This is a genomic window from Polaribacter sp. HL-MS24, assembly GCF_032758595.1.
In the GTDB taxonomy this organism is placed as follows: domain Bacteria; phylum Bacteroidota; class Bacteroidia; order Flavobacteriales; family Flavobacteriaceae; genus Polaribacter.
In genome coordinates this window covers 20499-38169 of sequence record NZ_CP136415.1, presented here as the reverse complement: position 1 = coordinate 38169, position 17671 = coordinate 20499, and the positions used below count along the sequence as shown (strand labels likewise).

At 33.8% G+C, this 17671-nt stretch carries 14 protein-coding genes and 1 pseudogene; 5 read left to right on the top strand and 10 right to left on the bottom strand.

What is annotated here, in order from left to right; translation table 11 throughout:
• The first annotated feature begins 122 nt into the window (after positions 1–122).
• Positions 123–1319 (top strand): ADP-forming succinate--CoA ligase subunit beta, encoded by a 1197-nt coding sequence (gene sucC, locus RRF69_RS00205; protein WP_316939998.1) that lies wholly within the window; start codon positions 123–125, stop codon positions 1317–1319.
• Positions 1320–1500: 181 nt separating this feature from the next.
• Positions 1501–1857: a dihydroorotase gene (locus tag RRF69_RS00200; protein ID WP_316939997.1), complete on the top strand. Its 357-nt coding sequence runs from the start codon at positions 1501–1503 to the stop codon at positions 1855–1857.
• A gap of 74 nt (positions 1858–1931) precedes the next feature.
• Here RRF69_RS00200 and RRF69_RS00195 read toward each other — a convergent pair whose 3' ends face one another.
• From RRF69_RS00195 to RRF69_RS00180, 4 genes are all read right to left on the bottom strand, one after another.
• A complete protein-coding gene (locus RRF69_RS00195) occupies positions 1932–2783 on the bottom strand; it encodes a M24B family metallopeptidase (RefSeq protein ID WP_316939996.1) in 852 nt (283 codons plus the stop codon).
• A 17-nt stretch (positions 2784–2800) separates the two neighbouring features.
• Positions 2801–3808: an aminopeptidase P family N-terminal domain-containing protein gene (locus tag RRF69_RS00190; protein ID WP_316939995.1), complete on the bottom strand. Its 1008-nt coding sequence runs from the start codon at positions 3806–3808 to the stop codon at positions 2801–2803.
• Positions 3809–4264: 456 nt separating this feature from the next.
• On the bottom strand, positions 4265–5656 hold the full coding sequence (locus RRF69_RS00185) for a M23 family metallopeptidase (RefSeq protein WP_316939994.1): 1392 nt from the start codon (positions 5654–5656) through the stop codon (positions 4265–4267).
• A 909-nt stretch (positions 5657–6565) separates the two neighbouring features.
• Positions 6566–6910, bottom strand: a complete 345-nt coding sequence (locus tag RRF69_RS00180) for a DUF6249 domain-containing protein (protein WP_316939993.1) — start codon at positions 6908–6910, stop codon at positions 6566–6568.
• Positions 6911–7055: 145 nt separating this feature from the next.
• On the opposite strand from RRF69_RS00180, the gene RRF69_RS00175 reads away from it, so the two are divergent.
• A complete protein-coding gene (locus tag RRF69_RS00175; RefSeq protein ID WP_316939992.1) occupies positions 7056–7640 on the top strand; it encodes a sigma-70 family RNA polymerase sigma factor in 585 nt (194 codons plus the stop codon).
• Positions 7627–8037: a hypothetical protein gene (locus RRF69_RS00170; RefSeq protein WP_316939991.1), complete on the top strand. Its 411-nt coding sequence runs from the start codon at positions 7627–7629 to the stop codon at positions 8035–8037. The genes RRF69_RS00175 and RRF69_RS00170 overlap by 14 nt, the downstream gene beginning before the upstream one ends.
• A 32-nt stretch (positions 8038–8069) precedes the next feature.
• Here RRF69_RS00170 and arsB read toward each other — a convergent pair whose 3' ends face one another.
• The 4 genes and pseudogenes from arsB to RRF69_RS00150 all read right to left on the bottom strand — a co-directional run bounded on the left by arsB (position 8070) and on the right by RRF69_RS00150 (position 13642).
• Positions 8070–9116 carry an ACR3 family arsenite efflux transporter gene (gene arsB, locus RRF69_RS00165; RefSeq protein ID WP_316939990.1) on the bottom strand — a complete coding sequence of 349 codons (1047 nt, stop codon included), beginning with the start codon at positions 9114–9116 and terminating at the stop codon, positions 8070–8072.
• 133 nt (positions 9117–9249) lie between these two features.
• Positions 9250–10134 carry a hypothetical protein gene (locus RRF69_RS00160; protein WP_316939989.1) on the bottom strand — a complete coding sequence of 295 codons (885 nt, stop codon included), beginning with the start codon at positions 10132–10134 and terminating at the stop codon, positions 9250–9252.
• Between the two features lie 136 nt (positions 10135–10270).
• Positions 10271–12105, bottom strand: a pseudogene (locus tag RRF69_RS00155) (DEAD/DEAH box helicase).
• A 145-nt stretch (positions 12106–12250) separates the two neighbouring features.
• Complete coding sequence (locus RRF69_RS00150) at positions 12251–13642, bottom strand: hypothetical protein (RefSeq protein WP_316939988.1); 1392 nt, start codon at positions 13640–13642, stop codon at positions 12251–12253.
• A 238-nt stretch (positions 13643–13880) separates the two neighbouring features.
• On the opposite strand from RRF69_RS00150, the gene RRF69_RS00145 reads away from it, so the two are divergent.
• Positions 13881–15500: an ABC-F family ATP-binding cassette domain-containing protein gene (locus tag RRF69_RS00145; protein ID WP_316939987.1), complete on the top strand. Its 1620-nt coding sequence runs from the start codon at positions 13881–13883 to the stop codon at positions 15498–15500.
• 6 nt (positions 15501–15506) lie between these two features.
• Here RRF69_RS00145 and RRF69_RS00140 read toward each other — a convergent pair whose 3' ends face one another.
• Positions 15507–16454, bottom strand: coding sequence for a hydrogen peroxide-inducible genes activator (locus RRF69_RS00140; protein WP_316939986.1), 948 nt, complete (start codon positions 16452–16454; stop codon positions 15507–15509).
• 397 nt (positions 16455–16851) lie between these two features.
• A complete protein-coding gene (locus RRF69_RS00135; RefSeq protein ID WP_316939985.1) occupies positions 16852–17667 on the bottom strand; it encodes a lysophospholipid acyltransferase family protein in 816 nt (271 codons plus the stop codon).
• Between the last annotated feature and the right edge of the window lie 4 nt (positions 17668–17671).

Genomic DNA, 17671 nt, shown 5'->3' with positions numbered 1-17671 from the left:
TAGTTGTTAAAGAAATCTTAATTTAAAATTAGGGTCTTTTTATTTTTCCTTTTTTTATTGAAAAGCATGCAACACTTCACGTCTGAATTTGTATTTTTGTCCCCGTTTTAAACATGTACTAAATGAATTTACACGAATATCAAGGAAAACAAATATTAAATAGTTTTGGAGTTAGAATTCAAAGAGGAATTGTAGCCAATACTCCTGCAGAAGCTGTTGCAGCAGCAAAACAACTTACAGAAGAAACCGGAACAGGTTGGTATGTAGTAAAAGCACAGGTACACGCAGGTGGTCGTGGTAAAGGAGGTGGTGTAAAATTGGCAAAAAACTTAGACGAAGTACAACGTATTTCTGGGGAAATTTTAGGTATGATGTTAGTGACTCCTCAAACCTCTGCCGAAGGAAAATTAGTCAATCAAGTTTTAATTTGCGAGGATGTTTATTATCCTGGTGAAACTGAAACAGAAGAATATTATATTTCTGTTCTTTTAAACAGAGCCTCGGGGAAAAATATGATTATGTATTCTACTGAAGGTGGAATGGATATTGAAACTGTAGCTGAAGAGACTCCGCAATTAATTTTTACAGAAGAAGTAGATCCATTATTGGGTTTAATGCCTTTTCAAGCTCGTAAAGTCGCTTTTAACTTAGGCCTTTCGGGGGTTGCTTTTAAAGAGATGACAAAATTCATCACTGCTTTATATACTGCATATATTGAATCAGATTCTGCAATGTTTGAAATCAACCCAGTTTTAAAAACCTCTGACAGTAAAATTATGGCAGTAGATGCAAAGGTTTCTTTAGATGAAAACGCTTTGTATCGTCATAAAGATTATGCAGCAATGCGTGATTTACGTGAAGAGAATCCGATTGAAGTAGAAGCGAAAGCTGCGGGTTTAAACTATGTAGATTTGGATGGAAATGTTGGATGTATGGTGAACGGAGCCGGTTTGGCAATGGGAACTATGGATTTGATCAAAGAGTCGGGTGGGGAACCAGCGAATTTTTTAGACGTTGGTGGAACTGCAGATGCACAACGAGTTGAAACTGCTTTTGGAATCATTTTAAAAGATCCGAATGTAAAAGCAATTTTGGTAAATATCTTTGGAGGTATTGTTCGATGCGATCGAGTTGCACAAGGAGTTGTAGACGCTTATAAGAATATGGGAGATAAAATTACCGTACCTATTATTTGTCGCTTACAAGGAACCAATGCCAAAGAAGCAAAAGAATTGATTGACAATTCTGGAATGGAAATCATTTCTGCAACTGAATTTCAAGAAGCTGCAGACAAAGTTCAAGAAGTATTAGAAGCCTAGGTTTCTTTTTTAAAATAGAATGCTAAAAACGCCTCATGAAAATGAGGCGTTTTTTATTGAAATTTATTGAGGTTGAAGGATTGTTTTTTTTAATATTGAGCAATAAATTCAATCAATATTTTAACATTTTTTTTAAGAATACTGAGAAACTATTTTTTATTTTTATAGTAAACTTTATATTATGAAGCATACTATTTTACTAAGTCTCTTGTTCAGTTTCTTTTCAAGTGGTTTGTATTCTCAAAGCACTATTTCAAGTATTGAAATCGGAGATCATTTTGTCATAGGTGAGGTTCCAAAGAACTCTTATAAACACATTCGCTTTCCTAGGGCGAACTTCATTATTAAAAAAGGTGGGATTCCAAATTACAACACAATTATAGGCCAAGAGGTGGAAATTATTTCAACAAAAGAAAAAAAAGGACGTCTTATAGCCACACTTCAGTTGACTTCTAAAAAGCTTTTTTTTAATAGCCATAAATTCATTGAAGTAGAGGTTGAAGAGGCACTTCGACAAAAAGAACTGCTTAGAATTTAGTCTTTGAGTTTCTGAAAGAGAGTAGAACTTTCTGAATAATATGGACTCAACGATGGAAGAACTCTTTTTGGAGATTAAATTTTCATACACTTATTTGCTAACCACTCTTTTTCACTTGGTTTTAGTTTTGGAGAAATGGTTTCAAAAACTTTTTTGTGATAGGCATTCAGCCATTCCAGTTCATGCGCTTGTAACAAACTTTTATTGATTAATTGTGTTTCAATAGGGAAAACAGTGATGGTCTCGAAACCATAAAATTCACCAAACTCAGTGATTTCTTTCAGTATTGAAAGGACTATGTTTTCAGTTCTGATACCATAGCTTCCTTTTTTATAACACCCTGGTTCAATGGTTGTCAATTGGTTGGCTTGGTGTGCAACAGCCCCCCTTGAAGTGGTCATGGATGCTGCAAATCCTTGTGTTGGCTCATGAACCATGCCATAAGAGCCAATTCCGTGTCCAGTACCATGAGGAAAATTCAAGCCCTGCTTCCACAGATGCATTCTTGCAAAAACATCTAACTGCATACCCACCGTTCCTTTTGGAAATTGCATTTGATCTAATTCTATATACCCTTTTAATACAGAAGTAAATGCGGTTGTTATTTCTTTGCAAGGTGTACCTCCCAACCAAACGGTTCGGGTAATATCGGTAGTGCCATTTTCGTATTGTGCGCCACTATCGACAAGCAGAATACCTTCGTTTTTTACTATTGCAGCTCCTTCTTTTGAAGCGGTGTAGTGAATGATTGCCCCATTGCCTTTATAACCTACAATAGCAGCAAAGGATTCGTCTTTATACAAGGGTTGTTCTTTTCTAAAAGAAATTAATTTTTGTCCGATTTCATATTCTGAAATTTCACGGGTTTTCAATTCTTCTTCTAGCCACATAAAGAATTTTGTCATCGCAATTCCATCTTTCAACATGCATTTTTTAGCATGTTCTATTTCAACCGAGTTTTTAATAGTTTTGATCTGCTGCACCAGGATTGCTTAAAAATAATTTCACCTTTTATTGCTTTATAACACGCAAAATTAAGGGAGGCTTTATCGGTAATAATTCTTTTGTTTTTGCTTAATTCAGGCAATTTTTTAGCAACCAAATCATAATTTATAATTTCAACAGATAGTTCCTTGAAAATTGCAATGGTTTTAGCCTCAAATCGATTTGAGTCACAGAAAAGATACGAGGTCTTTTTTCCAATAATTCCAAAAGAGATCACTAAGGGCGTATAGTCTACATCTGTCGATCGAATATTAAATAGCCAAGCAATATCGTCTAATGTTGATAGAAAATAATAATCGGCATTTTCTTTTTCAATTTCAGTAGTTATTTTTTGAATTTTAGAAGCAGTACTTTCTCCACTATATTCCAAAGGATGAATTTGGACCTGTTCATAAGGCAATGAAGGTCGATCTGTCCAAATTTTATCCACTAAAAAAGGGGTATTCTGAATTGTGATCTTTTTAGGAGTGGCAAAACTTAAAAGAGTTTCCATTTGCAATTTTGAAAACTGGCGATAATCGATACCAATTACCGTATTCTCTGCTAGATGTTTACAAAGCCAAGGAACATGCTCTGGTGCATGAGGAATGCTCTGTTTAAATAAATTTACAAGAGTGTTTTTACATTGTTGCTCAACCTGTAAAAAATATCGAGAATCGGTCCAAAGTGCTACTTCGGTTTTGGTAACTACTAGTGTTCCCGCTGAACCATTAAAACCAGAAAAAAACTCCCTAATTTTCCAATAGTCACCAACATATTCGCTCTGATGAGGATCCGACGAAGGGATGATATAGGCATCCATTCCCAGTGTGTTCATTTCCGTTCGTAAAGACTGAATTCGTTCATTGATTTGATTCATACTCCGATTTATTTTTTGAACAGTTGTTTTTTCTTTGCTAAGGTCTAAAATTTTAAGGTAGGATTTCAGTACAATAGCAATTTTCATTGTTTTTGAACTTTGGATAGGGAGTAAGGAGCTTCTTAACCATGCAAAGTGATTTTTGGTAGTTTCCTCCTTGAGAGGAACATGTCTTTTGCTCTTCTCTTGCGCTTACTTTTTTTTTACTTCTAAACAGTGCGGTTTTAAGGGGTATTTGCACTTTCACATAGATATACAGAAAGCCAATAAAGTGATGCACTTGGCAGTGATGGCTTATAATCAAAAAAAGTACCTGAAATTTACTCAAAAACTTGCAAGAAGTGTGGCAAAAGCGCTTGGTATTGTATTTTTGAAATTACTACCCTCATAAAGGGCATTGGGTCTTATAAACTCCTCCAAAAAACACTACAGCAACCTCATTTTTTAGTATAGCATCCCATACGTCAGCTTATAAAGGAAGGTTTTTTATTTTTTTCAGGGCTTGTGCAACGGTTACCATTGTTGGTAACTGACTGTGCTGTATTATTTTTTTAAAATTTTATATGTTGCAGAATTTGAATTTTCATCAAAAACTGTTAGAAAGTACAATCCTTTTGAGAAAAAGGACGTAGAAATTTTTTTAGTTCCAATAAATTTTATGTCATACTCAAATATTTCTTTTCCTAAAACATCTCTTATAATTGCTTTATTTACTCTTACTTTTGAATTAATAAATAGGTTTTCCTTTGAAGGATTCGGATAGATTCTTGTCTTTTCTATAAGATAATCATTAGTACTTAAGCTGTTATCTACTATAAAATAATGATTTACAATTTCACCTGTACTTAAGCTGCATTCTACAAGCCATTGTCCTTCAATATCAACGGTGCCATTATACCACCAATATGAAGATGAGTAATCTTGAGTTAAATTTCTATTCCAATTATAGGCAATAGAATTATCAGGTCTGTAAACTTTTAAATTAAAATTATAACCTAATTGATCTTTTAAAAAAACAATAAAATATACCAATTCATTTGTTGAAAAAATATTTTTTTCATTATTGATTTCAGTAGATGGGCAATTTCCAAAACTAGGTGGATCACTATTGGTAGTCAAAGCATTTATTTTTGGATTTCTATAAGGTTTTTGTCTTTGCCACCAAGATGAAATATTCCAGTTATTTGATGGACCGCTATAAGGGTCAATTAATTTATCATAGCTATAATTATCATCTTCATAAACTTCAAAATGTAAGTGTGGTCCGTTAGAATTTCCAGAACTAGCTACAATTCCTAAATACTCACCTTGTGTTACTGTATCTCCTATATTTTTTGTTGTTAAAGAACCTTTTTTAAGATGTCCATACCATGCAACACTACCATCATTATGTTTTATATAAACAGCATTCCATTGATTACTATTAAAAGAACAGCTTCTATCAAATTGTCCATCACTTTTATAAATGATTTGTCCTCCTGAAGCTGCAATAACTTCAAGTCCATTGTTATCAACCATTTTCCAGTAATATGGCCAAATATAAATATCTATTCCTTGATGGTTATATCCTGAAGCAGTATCATAACTTTTTGTACCACCATTATAATCTTTTAGTTGGTCAGGGTAAGCAGTATTGTGATCTACATAATTTGAAATAGCCCAAATTTCGTTATACGTAACATTGGATGCTTGTTTAACTGGCCATATAAATAGTGGATTAGGAATTCGACTATTTACATTAGAATATTTATTTTGAAATTTTAATTGCTTTTGACTTTCTTTTAACTTAATAATAATTTCTTCTCTTTGATTTACCGTTAAACATTCAGTTTTGGATTCATTAAACTTAAATTCTCCTCCACCATTCTCTTGAGAAAATAAAGTCAAATTTGAATTTAAAAAAAAAAGTAATAATACTATTTTTAAAGCTTTCATATTATCTTTTGTTTAATTATTGCACGATTTTTTTTGGTTTGTTACCAACGTATTTGTATTCGATTAGTTGTGTTGGATAGGTCCATTTTAGTAAAGGGAAAACGAACCTACTGATAATTCCTGCTGAATTTTCCGAGTACACACAACACCAACAATTAATTATATACGTTGTACTTGATGCACAAGTATTTACCCAAATATAAGTAAATATAGATTGATACTAAAAATATTTTTGTTAAATTATAGGATGCAAGGAAAAAAGACCTATCGAGAAAAGCTGTTTGCTTGTTTTAGTTTGAGCGAACAGATACCCAAAGACAGTTTTATTGACAGTTAGGAAGCGTTTTAGATTTAGAATATGTGTATGGCTTGACTAGAGCTTATTATGGTACAAGTGGGCAAAAAAGCATAAATCCCTCCAAAAAAACAATACAGACACTCAATTTTTAATATAGCATTCCTCACATCGGCTTAAAAAGGAAGGTTTTTTATTTTTTTCCGGGCTTGTGCAACGGTTACCATTGTTGGCCACTGGCTGTTCAAGTTATCTTCTCAAAAGCTTTCAATATTCGCTCTTCGTTTATCACAATATTTCTGAATACAGCGTTTGGAAATTCGGTGTTTTCTGCTACTTTTTGGTCAGGCAAAAACTACAATTTTTACAGTCGATAGTACTGTTAACTTTAGTGCTGGTATGTAAATTTAAATTGTTCTTTTCTATATCAGATTTCAATTGATGGATTGACTTATTCAACGTTTCTTATAATATTGGTTCAAGTAAACATTCCAAAGCTGTGTTTTCATAAATACAAACTGTTAAGACGGGTATAGTTTTTGGAAAAAAAAAGACATCAAAAAAACCACTTCAAGAGTATTGAAATGGTTGTGTGAATTTGATGTAAATACAGTTTATTCGTTATCTAATTTTTTGGTAAGGGTAAAACCTACAAACAAACCTACACCCGCCATGAAGAATATCATTGCTGGGTAAACGGCATTGCTATCTAAATTTGAATAGGTATCTAATAGTAGTGCAGAAAAGACTCCGAATCCGACACCCATTAATAATAAAGAAAGATTTAAAATGAGTACTTTCCAAAAAGGAGCAGCGTTTTTTGCCCTACCTTTTATAAAAATACTGGCATCTGCTCCTTTTTCTATCAAGGCCAAACGCTCTTTATTTCTTGTTGAAAAGTATAAATAAAATATTCCAAAAATACTTCCAAAAACGACTGCTAATACTGCTACTGCCATACGATATTGTTTTAAAGATTAAAATGATTAATTTTAGTGTGCTTGTAGCTTTGACGAATGCTTCTCAAAGAAGGTTACAAAATGAAGCAATTAATTTTTAAAGAAAAAGTGTAACCTATTCATAGATTCAACAGTCTAAGAAGTAATGATCATCAACAAAGACCAACAATACATTACAAAAGTACTTGAGGGGGATACAAATGCTTTTTCATATCTTGTTGATAGGTATAAGAATATGGTATTTTCCTTAGCCTATAAAATGACAAAGAATCGGGAGGAAGCAGAGGAGGTAAGTCAAGATACGTTTATAAAGGCATATACCAATTTAAGTAAGTTTAAAGGGGATTCTAAATTTTCTACATGGCTGTATCGAATAGCTTACCATACAGCCTTAGATGGCATTAAAAAGAATAAAAAAAGCAGCAATACATTGGATATTGAGGAATGTACTCATCACCAAATACATTCCGTCAATGATATTTTACAAGGAATAGAACGGAAAGAACGGGCTCTTATAATGAACGATTGTTTGTTGAAGTTACCAGAAGATGAGCGATCGATTATTTGGATGTTTTATTACGATGAGCTAAGTTTGAAAGAAATTATTGAGGTAACCTCCTTATCAGAAGCCAATATCAAAGTAAAACTGCACAGAGCAAGAAAAAAATTAGCAACGATAGTCAAGGAAAATGTAGCACCGGATATTATACATCATTATGGAAATAAATAATCAAAAAGAAGAATTCGATGCCTTTGCAAAAAAGTATGTAAAAGAGATTCTTCAAGAAAGTCCTTCTTCAAATTTTACGGCTACACTTATGCATCGCATTGCTCAAGAATCGGTTTCTGAATCGAAAAGTACCGGGGCGTTAATTTCTAAGAAAGCATGGTTTGTACTTGCTGCCTTGTTTATAGGGGTTTTGTGTCTTCCCTATGTACAAGATGAAGCCTCTTTCATTACTATTCCAGAACTCAATTTTTCGTTTTTAAACACATTTCAAAGAATGAATTTTGTTGAGTCTTTTTCAATGACAGATACTGTCTCATTTCCTTTTCTTTTCTTCGGACTGATGCTTATTGTTCAGTTGTTTATCTTGAAAAACTATTTTGACAAAAGATTGTATTAACCATTCTGAAGATTTTGCATGAATTAATACTATTAATTCATGATTTTTGGATAATATTTTTTTCGCAACCAAAAGGAAACCCGAACCAATAAAATTAATGCAGGAACTTCAACTAAAGGTCCAATTACTCCTGCAAATGCCTGTCCTGAATTTAGTCCGAAAACTGCAATTGCAACAGCAATTGCCAATTCAAAATTATTTCCTGCTGCAGTAAAAGCTACAGAAGCTGTTTTGTCATAATCTGCTCCGGTTGCCTTGGTAAAGAAAAACCCAATAATAAACATTAAGGTAAAATAGATAAGTAACGGAACTGCAATAATAAGCACATCCATGGGTATTTCAACAATCAATTCTCCTTTCAGCGAAAACATCACAACTATTGTGAATAAAAGCGCAATTAAGGTGATGGGTGAAATGGTCGGAATAAATGTGTTGGTATACCAATCTTCACTTTTAAGTTTCACTAAAATAAATCGACTCAAAATTCCCATTGCAAAAGGAATCCCTAAATAGATTGCAACACTTTCTGCAATAGTTCCGATTGAAATATGGACAATAGCTCCTTGAAAGCCAAAATAGGGTGGTAGGACTGTTATAAATATCCATGCATAAAAGCTGTACGCAAATACTTGAAAAATACTATTCAAAGCAACAAGTCCAGCTCCATATTCGCTACTTCCTTCTGCGAGGTCGTTCCATACCAAAACCATAGCAATACAACGAGCCAAACCAATTAAAATTAGCCCAACCATATATTCTGGATACTCTCTTAAAAATGTAATTGCCAACACAAACATTAAAACGGGACCTATAACCCAATTTAGAAGAAGTGAAATAGAAAGTATTTTTGTGTTTTTAAAAACTTTTGGAAGTAATGAGTAGTTGACTTTTGCTAAAGGTGGATACATCATTAAAATCAAACCTATTGCAATTGGAATGTTCGTAGTTCCACTACTGAATGAGTTGATGATATTTGGGAATGTTGGAATAAAATACCCAAGTCCAACTCCAATAGCCATTGCTATGAATATCCACAAAGTTAGGTTTTTGTCAAGAAAGCTTAATTTTTTTGATGCCATTTTAAACTAAATATTTTAGCAAAAATACCACAATTCGAGTAGAATTTTTTTATTTACTGGATTGTATTTTATAGAAAGATGTCTCTTCTATTTTTTTCATGAGCTTATGCAACGGATCCTTGAGTTCAGTAGGCTATGAAATTCGATTCACAGAGAATTCTCGAGTCCAAGTCACCGAAGTTTTTACTGCCAGTGCAATTTCAAAAAAGAGTTCTGGGCTCACCACATGTTCGGTTCCCCAGATATTGATTTTAGTGGTTTTAAAATTTCCTTTTTCACGAAGGGACATCTTAGAATGTACGTTGTGCAATTCCCACTGTGCAGGAACGAGGTTATCTCCCGAAAGGTTGCTAAAAAAGAAGGGTTCTGTGGGACTGTCGTTAAACTGAATGCTGTTGTTGCCAAGAATTACTTTTTGTTCTGGATTTACAGTTTCTATAAAGGCTGTTGGTTGCAAGTCAAAAGGAAATTGCAAAGAGTAATGAACTCCGATAGGCTCTTTGGCTATCGCCATAAAATTGTGAACATATTCATCGGTATGAATTTCTTTTTCACCAGTATTCTGCAATGTATAATGAATTCGAAAGCCGTTTTCGTGCAGTTCAATTCTCTTTTCTAGCACATAAGAATATCCATTGTGGGCTGCCGATGTACAGCGAATGCGCAGTGTGTTGGGGGTTGGAAAGTATTCAAATACTGCGGGTTTAATTTCGTATTTCTTTCCGGGTTGGTAAACGGAATCTTCTTTTTTTAAAAGTCCAATTCCAATTTTGTGAAACCATCCTCCCAATGGAGTTTCTTCAAAGCCTAGGGGAGTATCAATTCCGAATTCATTGTAAAATCCCTTTCCCAAATCGTTTTCATTTTTAGCATCTTTACATTCACTAGCGGATACTTGAATATTTTGATAGTGTACTTCTGCAATTTTACCAGTCCAGTCAAACCTCGAAAACGTGTAATTTTCTTTTGGAAGATCAATTCTGACGGTAAGGTTGTGATTGCGAAGAAAATGTGCCATTGTTTAGAAATGAAAATGTAGATGAAGCAAATTTACTATTTTTAGAGCTGGCATTTGAACTGATAGAGAAAGATTTTCTGCAAAAAAAAACTCGCATCAAAAGATGCGAGTTGTTTAAATATTTGATGAAGGACTTTTAGTCTTTTCTTCTTCTTCCAAATCCACCAACATTTCTTTCGCTAGAAGGTCTACTAGAACGATCCGCTCTGTCAGGTCTGTCAGAACGTCTCTCTGGTCTTCTGCTAGCATCACTGCTTCTTCTTGAAGAGTCATCAGAACTTCTTTTGCGTCCAAATCCACCTTCTTTTTTACCAAAAGGTTTTCTTCCACCACTACCGCCTCTTCGTCCACCTTGACCACCACGTTCTTTTTTGGTGATTTCGATGTTTACAGAACGTCCGTCAAAATCAGGGCCATTTTCTAAAAAGGCAGCTAAGGTTTGATCTTCGTAATTTTTATCAATTTCAAAGAAAGAAAAAGTGTCTAAAATATCAATAGCTCCAATTTCAACCTTATCACCAATATTTTGTTCGTTGATCAATCCAATCAATTTCCCTGGATTCAAGTTGTCTTTTCTACCAATATTGATAAAGAAACGAGTCATGTTTTCATCTGTAGCTCTTGCTCTTGAGTTGTCTTTTGAAGATAAGTCGTTCAAATCTTTTGAGTTTTCATAGTATGTCAACATGGTGTTGAATTCTAGGGAAACAAATTTCTGAATCAATTCTTCTCTATCTAAACCTTCTAATTTTTCGTAAATACTTGGAAGGAACTCATTGATTTGAGTTTCGTTTACTTCAATATTTTGAACTTTATCAATAAGATTCATCAATTGATTTTGACAAATCTCTTTTCCAGAAGGAACCTTGGTTTCTACAAATTTCTTTTGAATGATTTTTTCGATTTGGCGTAATTTTCCTTTTTCTTTTCCATTTACCAATACGATAGAAATCCCCTTGTTTCCAGCTCTTCCCGTTCTACCACTTCTGTGTGTATAGTTTTCGATTTGATCTGGTAATTTGTGGTTCAATACGTGTGTCAACTCATTCACATCCAATCCACGAGCAGCAACATCTGTTGCAACTAAGATTTGAATAGTTTTCTTTCTGAATTTCCCCATTACAGAATCACGCTGACCTTGCGATAAATCCCCGTGTAAAGAATCGGCATTATAACCGTCTTTGATTAAATTATCGGCAACTTCCTGTGTTTCTCTTCGAGTTCTACAAAAGATGATCGCATAGATATTTGGGTTTAAATCTGCGATTCTTTTCAATGCAGGATACCGTGTTCTTTCTGTTACTGAATAGTATTCATGACTTACACTGTCTGCACCTTGATTTTTTTGACCTGAAGTAATCTCAACTGGATTGGTCATATAGTTTCGTGCAATAGACTCAACTTCTCTTGGGAATGTTGCAGAGAACAATAAGGTTTGTTTGGTATCTGGAGTTGCTTCTAGAACTTTGTCTAATTCGTCTTTAAACCCCATGTTTAACATTTCATCTGCCTCGTCTAATACAAGCCACTGAACGTTTCCTAATTTTAAAGCTCTTCTGTTGATTAAATCGACAGTTCTTCCTGAGTTCCGACTACAATTTGAGATCCTTTTTTTAAAGATCTAATTTGCTCTTCCATACTTGACCCCCCGTAAACAGTCGTAACTTTTACGTTTTTTAAATACTTGCAAAAGTCCTTAATGTTGTTTCCAATTTGTACTGCCAATTCTCTGGTAGGTGACAAAATGATGGCTTGAACATTCGAGTTATTCTCATCTAAAAGTTGAAGTATAGGTAAGCTAAAGGCAGCTGTTTTTCCGGTACCTGTTTGAGCAAATGCTTTTAAATCGTCTGTTGAAGAAATAATTTGAGGAATTGCTTTTTCTTGAATAACAGTTGGATTTTCATATCCTAAATCTGTTAATGCTTTGTTAATAGGTTCTTTTAAACCTAATTCTAAAAATGTTGACATACTGTGTTTTTTGTTGATTCACAGACGCCCACCTGCAAACCGTATTTATAAATTCGACTTGATTTTTATGGGGTTGTACCCATTTTTAAAATCGTGCAAAGATATGTTAAAAAATGCGTAAAACACCAGTAAATATTGGAAAAGATTAATATTGATTGAGCTGGTCTAATTGGCTATAAATGTTCCTAGAAGATAGGGATGCGAAGCCGTTGGTAACGATACCTTTTCTGTTGATTAAAATTGAACGGGTCATTTTACTGGTCAAAAACGAATTCGCTTCACTATTGCTTTTAATGAAAAATTGTTTTTTAATGTCAAAGTTTTCGATTTGAGTATGGGTATCACCGTCAATCTGAATGGTTAAAAATTGAATTTGAGGATAGCGATTGGACAAATAGTTAATTCTTGACTGAACATAGGGTCTAGAAACTTTATTTGGACTCCAAAAAAACAGCAAACTATTCTTTTTTCTCAAGAGCTGTTTTAAAGAACGAGATGTATTTGTGAAGTCATGCAATTTAAAATTCATCATTTGATGATGGGTTGCAATTTGTTCATTGTCACGTAGTAATTTATGAACCAAGGCCTTGTCTTGTTCATTTGAACTCAAAGCTAGGAAAACCTCAAATTCATTGGAATTGATCTCTGAAGTGGATTTTTTATTAAAATGACTGAATAAAGTTTGTTTTAAATAGGCATTTTTAAATCGTTTGGATTTAATTTGGGATGCAATGGTTTTTAACAAATCGGCAGTAAAATTTGAAGAAAAGTGATTCTGCATCGGTTGATATCCATTGTTGTAAGTTGTATTGTATAAAAAACTAGAGACGTACTTGCTATAGGGAGGATAATACATCCATGCATCTTTGTTCAGGTCAATATCTTTTCTGAAATCATAAAAGGAAATTGGCGTTTTGGGAAAACTGGACAAATGCATCTTTTTTGCATGTGCGTTTGGATAATTTTCTATTCTCGTGTATACTGGATAGGTAAGGGCAGTTTTTAAGAGCTCGTAATAAGAGGCTGTTTCTTTGGGATGGTGCAGTGCATAATCTTCAAAAGTTTCTATCTTATGTCTAATAATTGAATCTACTTTTTGTTGAAACAATTTCGGCGGTAAAGCATTGTATTGATAAAATAAGCGTTCATCTTTTTCGAACTGTAAATAACAATCCAATAAAATATTATTTCTATCAGCACCAAAGCCTGAGAAGACTAAAGATTCGTCAAAGTTCCAAGTATTCAAACTCAGCATTAAACTATCATTGGGTTCTAGGTAGACAAACTGATTTTCATAGCCATGGACAAAATAATACAGCCCTTCTTTCACATCCTCTAATTTTCCTATAAATTTGTTTTCAGCGTTGATAAAAAAAGTATCTATCACTTTGTCCATCGAATACAAAATAACATGGTTGGCTTTGGGGTTGATAATTTTACCTCCAAAATAGGTCGCAGTTCTTTTAACCGATTTGCTGCAGCTAGCGAAACCTGTTAAAAGGACACAAATAATTATGGAAATAATTTTAAGCTTCATTGTTTGGGGTGTTATTTGAGAACAAATTTAAGGTTCTAAAGAGCCAAATATTGTTAATTAGCTGTTAAAAAAAAAACTAGAAATGAGGTCGTTGAATTTGAGAAAACTGTCAAAAAATAGATGTTTAGAATTTATTAAAATCAAAAAGGAGAATCAAATTTAAAACAGCTGGTTTTCTCTATGCAAAACCAAAATCAATTTCATACTTTTGCACAAAATTAAAAAAACAGTAAAAAGCATGTTATCAGTATCTAATTTATCAGTACAGTTTGGAAAAAGAGTTTTGTTTGACGATGTAAACACAAAGTTTGTACAGGGAAATTGTTATGGAATTATCGGTGCCAACGGTGCAGGTAAATCGACCTTTCTGAAGATTATTTCTGGAAAAATGGATCCAACTTCGGGTCAGGTACATTTAGAAAAAGGAAAGAGGATGTCTGTTTTAACTCAAGACCACTATGCTTATGATGAATTTCCTGTATTGGAAACGGTAGTTATGGGAAACAAAGATTTGTTTACAATTAAAAAGCAAATTGATGACTTATATGCGGATTATACTGATGAAAATGCAGAGAAAATAGGAGAACTCCAAATCATTTTTGAGGAAATGAATGGTTGGAATGCAGACTCGGATGCAGCTGCTATGCTCTCCAATTTAGGAATTAAAGAAGATTTGCATTATACTTTGATGAAAGATTTGGATGGGAAACAAAAAGTTCGTGTTTTAATAGCTCAGGCACTTTTTGGAAATCCAGATGTTCTCATCATGGATGAGCCTACCAATGACTTGGATTTTGAAACGATCGAATGGTTGGAAAATTTCTTGGCAAATTTCGAGAACACAGTGATTGTCGTTTCGCATGATCGACACTTTTTAGATGCAGTTTGTACGCATATTTCTGATATTGATTATAGTAAAATTAATCACTATTCTGGGAACTATACTTTTTGGTATGAGTCGAGTCAGTTGGCCGCAAAACAACGTGCACAACAAAACAAAAAGGCGGAAGATAAAAAGAAAGAATTAGAAGATTTTATTCGTCGTTTTTCTGCCAACGTTGCGAAGTCCAAACAAGCCACTTCTCGAAAGAAAATGATTGAAAAATTAAATGTTGAGGATATAAGACCTTCAAGCAGAAGATATCCTGCTATTATTTTTAAAAGCGATCGTGAAGCAGGGGATCAAATTTTAAACATTGAAGGTTTGGAAAAAAAGTTTGAGGGAGAAATGTTATTTTCAAATGTAGACATCAACTTGAACAAGGGAGATAAAGTGGCTGTTATTTCCAGAAACTCAAGAGCTCTTACTGCTTTTTACGAATCCATTACTGACAATAGCAAACCAGATGCAGGAACCTATAGTTGGGGAGTTACTACAACACAGTCCTATTTGCCTTTAGATAATTCTTCATTCTTTCAAAATGGAGAACTCAATTTGGTTGACTGGTTGCGTCAATATGCACAAACAGAAGAAGAGCGAGAAGAAGTATTTATTCGTGGGTTTTTAGGGAAGATGATTTTCTCTGGAGAAGAAGCTTTAAAGAAAAGTAATGTTTTGTCTGGAGGTGAAAAAGTACGTTGTATGCTCTCAAGAATGATGATGAAGCGTGCCAACATTTTATTGTTAGATGAACCAACCAATCACTTAGACTTAGAATCAATTCAATCGTTGAATAATTCTCTGATCAATTTCTCTGGAACTATTATGTTTTCTACTCATGATCACGAGTTTGCACAAACAGTTGCTAATAGAGTTATCGAATTGACTCCTAAAGGGGTAATTGATCGTCATACTTCTTTTGACGATTATTTATCAGACCCAAAAATCAAGGAGTTGAGAGAAAAAATGTATTCATAGTATTTTTTATGATTTTTTGTTTTGAAGTGGACTAATAATCTTTACGTCCGAAAATGAAATTGCCCCTCTGATTACTCCATCGATCGTAGTTCTTAGGGCTTCAATCATCTGCATTTTTAACTGCGATTTATGATAAATCAAACTCACTTCTCTTGCGGGAGGGGGATTGGTAAACTCACGCAAATGACTTTTATCGACATCGTTTAAGTCTAGAGTGTGCAAATAGGGTAGGAGTGTCATTCCAAGACCTTCTTTGGACAGTTTGATCAAGGTGTCAAAACTACCACTTTCCAGTTTGAAATTTCTTTTATTATTGACCTTATGTGTTCTACAAAGATTGATGACACTGTCTTTAAAGCAATGTCCGTCTTCGAGTAATAAAATATCATCGACTTCCAATTCGTCTGTACGAATTAACTTTTGATTGAAAAGGCGGTGATTCTGTGGAATGAGTCCAACAAAGGGCTCGTAGTACAAAGGTCTTTCTTTGATTGCCTCATTTTCTAATGGGGTGGCAGCAATGGCAGCATCAATGTGTCCATCGGTCAATTTTCGTACAAGTTCTTCGGTCGTCAGTTCCTCAATGACCAATTTAACTTTTGGGTATTTTTTGGTGAAGTTGTTCAGAAACATTGGCAGCAGCGTAGGCATGATGGTGGGTATGATTCCCAGCTTAAATTCACCCCCAATATATCCTTTTTGTTGGTGTACGATGTCTAAAATTCGATTGCTTTCATCTACAATGACTTTTGCTTGTTCTACAATTTTTTTGCCCACTTCGGTCAATTCAATTGGTTTTTTCGATCGATTAAAGATTTTTACCTGCAATTGGTCTTCCAATTTTTGGATCTGCATGCTCAATGTCGGCTGAGTCACAAAACTATGATCGGCTGCTACGGTAAAATTCTTATACTCCGCAACAGATAAGACGTATTTTAATTGTGTTATGGTCATTGTAATAGTAATTTTTGATAAATATATTAAATCTATCAATAATAATTATAGTTAGAGCTGTTAATTTTTTCAAAATTTATATCATTCCTATAAAGTTACACAAAAGGAATTCAAAATTAGAATCGATTTGATAGTGGAAAGAATTTCTACTTCACAAGGAAGATGATTATACACTATTAGTGATGAAACTTCGTTGGTCGAATCCCAAAAAAAATGAGTAATTTGAATAGAATGAAGTAAATGATCAAGGAATCAATTCAATGATAAATGATTTCATTTCGGGGCATGAAAAAAAACATTTAGACGATGAATACTTGGCTGATTTAGATTCTCAAATTTAAGAAACAAACTAGGACTCAGATTGAGAAGCTGACTAATTTCTTGTTTTTGTGATGCTTTAATCCAAGAATTTACGTTGCTTTTCTAATTCTTTTTCTTCTTGAGCAAGTTTTTCCAATTCTTTAACAGAAAGTACTTTTAAGAAAGAAGGATGCTGTTCGATGGCATATTCAATTTTTGTAATAATTGTAGCCACATCTTCATTGTCATAATCAATATCTAGGGGTTCTTTTATAACCATCGATTGTAGAACACTTCGCTTTTTGATTTTAAGGCCTTTTTTATCAAAAGAACGTCTAAAACCGTCAATTACCACAGGAACTACTACCGGTTTGTATTTTTTTATAATGTGGGCAGTTCCTCTTCGAATGGGTTTAAAAGCAGTTGTAGTTCCTTGTGGGAAAGTAATCACCCAACCATCATCCAATGCGATTCCAATTTTAGAAACATCCGACATCTTCACCTGTCTGTTAATGTCTTCGCCTTTACTTCTCCAAGTTCGTTCAACCGAAACAGATCCAGCATAACCAAAAATTTTAGGGAGAACACCCGATCGCATGGTTTCGCCAGCTGCTATAAAATAAAAATTTAATTTAGGGTTCCACAAATACCCTACATTTTTAATGGTATTGTCACGCCCTTTCAATGAAGCATTGAAAACATGAAACATGGCGATTACATCTGCAAAATAGGTTTGGTGATTCGATACAAAAAGAACGTTTTTGTCGGGTAAGTTTCGAATAATTTCAGAACCTTCAATTTTTAAATTGTTAAAACGTTTAAACCTTCCGTGGAAGATTATACCGATAATTCTAATAATCCATTTTTTGATGAAAAGTATGTGTCCAAAAGGATTCCTTTTTATGAAGGGCATTGTA

Bases quoted from the DNA above. Each gene is read 5' to 3' on its own strand.
- arsB (WP_316939990.1), bottom strand. From the start codon at position 9,116: ATGGCATCAAAAAAATTAAGCTTTCTTGACAAAAACCTAACTTTGTGG.
- RRF69_RS00160 (WP_316939989.1), bottom strand. From the start codon at position 10,134: ATGGCACATTTTCTTCGCAATCACAACCTTACCGTCAGAATTGATCTT.
- RRF69_RS00200 (WP_316939997.1), top strand. From the start codon at position 1,501: ATGAAGCATACTATTTTACTAAGTCTCTTGTTCAGTTTCTTTTCAAGT.
- RRF69_RS00170 (WP_316939991.1), top strand. From the start codon at position 7,627: ATGGAAATAAATAATCAAAAAGAAGAATTCGATGCCTTTGCAAAAAAG.
- RRF69_RS00145 (WP_316939987.1), top strand. From the start codon at position 13,881: ATGTTATCAGTATCTAATTTATCAGTACAGTTTGGAAAAAGAGTTTTG.
- RRF69_RS00150 (WP_316939988.1), bottom strand. From the start codon at position 13,642: ATGAAGCTTAAAATTATTTCCATAATTATTTGTGTCCTTTTAACAGGT.
- RRF69_RS00185 (WP_316939994.1), bottom strand. From the start codon at position 5,656: ATGAAAGCTTTAAAAATAGTATTATTACTTTTTTTTTTAAATTCAAAT.
- RRF69_RS00140 (WP_316939986.1), bottom strand. From the start codon at position 16,454: ATGACCATAACACAATTAAAATACGTCTTATCTGTTGCGGAGTATAAG.
- RRF69_RS00175 (WP_316939992.1), top strand. From the start codon at position 7,056: ATGATCATCAACAAAGACCAACAATACATTACAAAAGTACTTGAGGGG.
- sucC (WP_316939998.1), top strand. From the start codon at position 123: ATGAATTTACACGAATATCAAGGAAAACAAATATTAAATAGTTTTGGA.
- RRF69_RS00190 (WP_316939995.1), bottom strand. From the start codon at position 3,808: ATGAAAATTGCTATTGTACTGAAATCCTACCTTAAAATTTTAGACCTT.
- RRF69_RS00180 (WP_316939993.1), bottom strand. From the start codon at position 6,910: ATGGCAGTAGCAGTATTAGCAGTCGTTTTTGGAAGTATTTTTGGAATA.
- RRF69_RS00195 (WP_316939996.1), bottom strand. From the start codon at position 2,783: ATGTTGAAAGATGGAATTGCGATGACAAAATTCTTTATGTGGCTAGAA.
- RRF69_RS00135 (WP_316939985.1), bottom strand. From the start codon at position 17,667: ATGCCCTTCATAAAAAGGAATCCTTTTGGACACATACTTTTCATCAAA.